General features: G+C 71.7%; 4 protein-coding genes. 2 read left to right on the forward strand and 2 right to left on the reverse strand.

Annotated elements, in window-relative coordinates; genetic code table 11:
• A partial coding sequence (locus FRW57_RS19510; protein ID WP_152186820.1) for a glycosyltransferase family 2 protein occupies positions 1-771 on the reverse strand: 771 nt, incomplete at its 3' end.
• Between the two features lie 27 nt (positions 772-798).
• Positions 799-1,068, reverse strand: a complete 270-nt coding sequence (locus FRW57_RS19515; RefSeq protein ID WP_202911580.1) for a WhiB family transcriptional regulator — start codon at positions 1,066-1,068, stop codon at positions 799-801.
• Positions 1,069-1,459: 391 nt separating this feature from the next.
• Here FRW57_RS19515 and cofD point away from each other — a divergent pair, with 391 nt between their 5' ends.
• Both cofD and FRW57_RS24570 read left to right on the forward strand, forming a co-directional pair.
• The gene (cofD, locus tag FRW57_RS19520; RefSeq protein WP_137122196.1) at positions 1,460-2,464 is read left to right on the forward strand and encodes a 2-phospho-L-lactate transferase; all 1,005 of its coding nucleotides are present in this window, start codon (positions 1,460-1,462) and stop codon (positions 2,462-2,464) included.
• Positions 2,461-3,158 (forward strand): coenzyme F420-0:L-glutamate ligase (locus tag FRW57_RS24570; RefSeq protein WP_238999497.1); only part of this gene is annotated, 698 nt, incomplete at its 3' end. The genes cofD and FRW57_RS24570, both read left to right, overlap by 4 nt.

Raw genomic sequence — 3,158 nt, forward strand, 5'->3', positions numbered from 1 at the left:
CGCGGGCGAGCGACCACCGGGACGGTCGCCCCGGGCGGAGGCCGCGCCCTCGCGGACGACGGCCTTGGGGACCACCACGACCCGGTGCCCCGCCAGCTGGGCGCGCCAGCACAGGTCGAGGTCCTCGGATCCGGTGAAGGAGCGGTCGAACCCGCCCAGTTCGTCGAAGACGTCGCGTCGCACCAGCATGCCGGCGCTGCTGACCCCGAGGACGTCGGTGCGGGCGTCGTACTGCCCCTGGTCGGGTTCGCCGACCTCGGGCCCCCCGGACGCGCGTCCGGTGCGGGTGTACTGCAGACCGACGCTGCGCAGCCGACGGGACTCTTCCCACAGGGTGACCTTGGGCCCCACGATGCCGACCGAGGCAGACCGGCGGGAGGCGTCGACCAGCCGGTCGAGGGTGAGCGGAGTGGGTGCCGTGTCGTCGTGCAGCAGCCAGATCCACTCCCCGGGCGTGGCGCTCGGAAGGGCGTCGACGCCCGCGGCGACAGCGACGCCATACGAGACGTCACGACCGAGGGTGAGGATCTCGACGGAGGGGATCGAGGCACGGATCCTGGCGTGCTGGCGCAGGATCGTCGGACTCGTGTCGGTGGAGCCGGTGTCCACGATGACCAGGTGGTCGGGTCGGCGCGACTGCATCGCGAGGGCGTCGAGCGCCTCGACCAGCCAGGGCTCGCCGTCGTGGACGACGAGGACGGCGCTGACCGACCCCATCGCGGGGGCAGCAGGCACACGCGCCCCGTGGGCGCGGGGTGGAGCGAGCGTCATGGTCCAGCCGCTTCGTCGCCGCGGCGACTAGACGGCGCGCTTCTTGAGCTTGCGGCGCTCACGCTCGGACAAGCCGCCCCAGATGCCGAAGCGCTCATCGTGCGCCAAGGCATACTCCAGGCACTCGGCCCGCACCTCACACCCGACACAGACCTTCTTGGCGTCGCGGGTTGATCCCCCCTTCTCCGGGAAGAAGGCCTCCGGGTCGGTCTGCGCACACAGTGCGCGTTCCTGCCACGAAAGCTCCCCCTCCTCGTCGACCTCACCGAAACTGGTGATCAGCTGTAGCTCGTGCACGGCTCCTCCTCGACCCATCGCTAGCCAGCACTCGCGTTGCACGAACCGCCGGGCAAAATCGACACGGGCCACACCGCTTTCGCCGAGTGAACCGCCAGGTGACGACCCCGGCGGGTCCCTGCTGCACGTGTCGAGCTTGTCCGGATGGACGACAACAATGGAATTACACGCGTGTCATACGGTCAAAGTCAAGCCCGCGTCTGATAAAACTCCTCCGGCTCCGCCCCGTTTCAGGCCCGGTGGCGCGTGGTGCCGTGCCCTTTCTCAGCCACTTCCGCGCGCTTCTCAGGTCGCTGCACAGCTGCCCCTGTGGGCCCCCTTCCATGGCTTCGCTCCGTGAGCCGGTGGACCACCGCGTGGGGCGGCGAGGTCGGCTGGAAGACTGTCAGCCATGCAGATCACCGCACTCGCCGGCGGTGTGGGCGGTGCCCGGTTCCTCCGTGGACTGCTCGCCCACCTCGACCGCTCCCCCGACCTCGCCGGATCCACGATCACGGTGATCGGCAACACCGGTGACGACATCACGCTCTTCGGCCTGCGGGTGTGCCCCGACCTCGACACGCTGCTCTACACGCTCGGCGGGGGCATCGACGAGCAGCAGGGGTGGGGCCGCGCGGACGAGACGCACTCCGTGCAGGGCGAGCTGGCGGCATACGGAGCGGAACCGCAGTGGTTCGGGCTGGGCGACAAGGACTTCGCGACGCACATCGTTCGCAGCCAGTGGCTCGGGCAGGGGGTATCCCTCTCGGAGGTCACCGCTCGTCTGGCGGCGCGGTGGGGGCTGCCGGATCGGGGAGTGACCCTGCTGCCGATGAGTGACACTCCGGTCGAGACGCACGTGGTCGTCGACCGGGGGGAAGGCCCGTCGGCGATCCACTTCCAGGAGTGGTGGGTTCGTCACCAGGCGGCCGTGCCGGCGGAGCGCTTCGTCGCGATCGGGATGGACCGGGCGACCGCGGCCCCCGGGGTGCTGGACGCACTGCGGAACGCCGACCTGGTGCTGCTGCCGCCGAGCAACCCCGTGGTGTCGATCGGCATCGTCCTGGGAGTGCCGGGCGTCCGGGATGCGTTGCGCGGCACCACTGCTCCCGTCGTCGGCGTCTCCCCGCTCATCGGCGGCGCGCCGGTGCGCGGCCACGCCGACGCCTGCCTGTCGGCGATCGGGGTCGAGTCCACCACCCAGGCGGTGGCCGGGCTCTACGCCGACTTCCTCGACGGGTGGCTGGTCGACGAGCGCGACGCCGAGGTCGAGGTCGGCGGCCCGCGGTTCGACCCCGGGTTGCAGGTGCGCGCCCTCCCGTTGTGGATGAAGGACGTCGACCACGCAGCGGACATCGCCGGTGCGGCGCTCGAGCTGGGGCTCGAGCTGGGCCGGCAGGGACGCCACGCCGTATGACGGGACGCACCGCCCCGTTGGTCGTCACCCCGGTCACGGGGATGCCCGAGATCACGGCGGAACACGGGCTGGCCGGGCTGGCTCGGCTCATCTCCGAGGGACTGCGCCGGGGAGGCCTCGAGCTGGTCGACGGTGACGTGCTGGTCCTGTCGAGCAAGGTGGTCTCCAAGGCGCTCGGGCTGCGCGCGCCGGCCGGCGACAAGGCTGCCGTGGTCCTGGCTCAGAGCCGGCGCGTGGTCGCCGAGCGGCGCACCGACATGTCGGTGACACGGGTCGTGGAGGCGCTCGCCGGGCCGGTGATGGCCGCGGCAGGCGTCGATGCCTCCAACACCGGGTCCGACGAGCTGTTGCTGCTGCCCGATGACCCGGACACGGTCGCGCAGGTGCTGCTGGAACAGCTCCTGGCGACGGCCGCGGCGGCATGCGGCGCCGACGTTGGACGCGGCCACCCAGGTGGGAGCGACTCAGGTGGGAGGGACCCAGGTGGGAGCCATCCGGGTGGGAGCGAGGCAGCCGGTTTCCCCCGGATCGGCTTGGTGCTGAGCGACACTTCGGGTCGGCCCTGGCGCGCGGGGCAGACCGACTTCGCGCTCGGCGCGGCCGGACTGGCCGTGCTGGACGACCTGCGGGGTGCGACCGACGCAGACGGGCGGCCGCTGTCGGTCACGATGCGGTGCCTGGCCGACGAGCTGGC

Origin of the sequence: Segeticoccus rhizosphaerae, assembly GCF_009192725.1 — a bacterium.
Lineage (GTDB): Bacteria > Actinomycetota > Actinomycetes > Actinomycetales > Dermatophilaceae > Segeticoccus > Segeticoccus rhizosphaerae.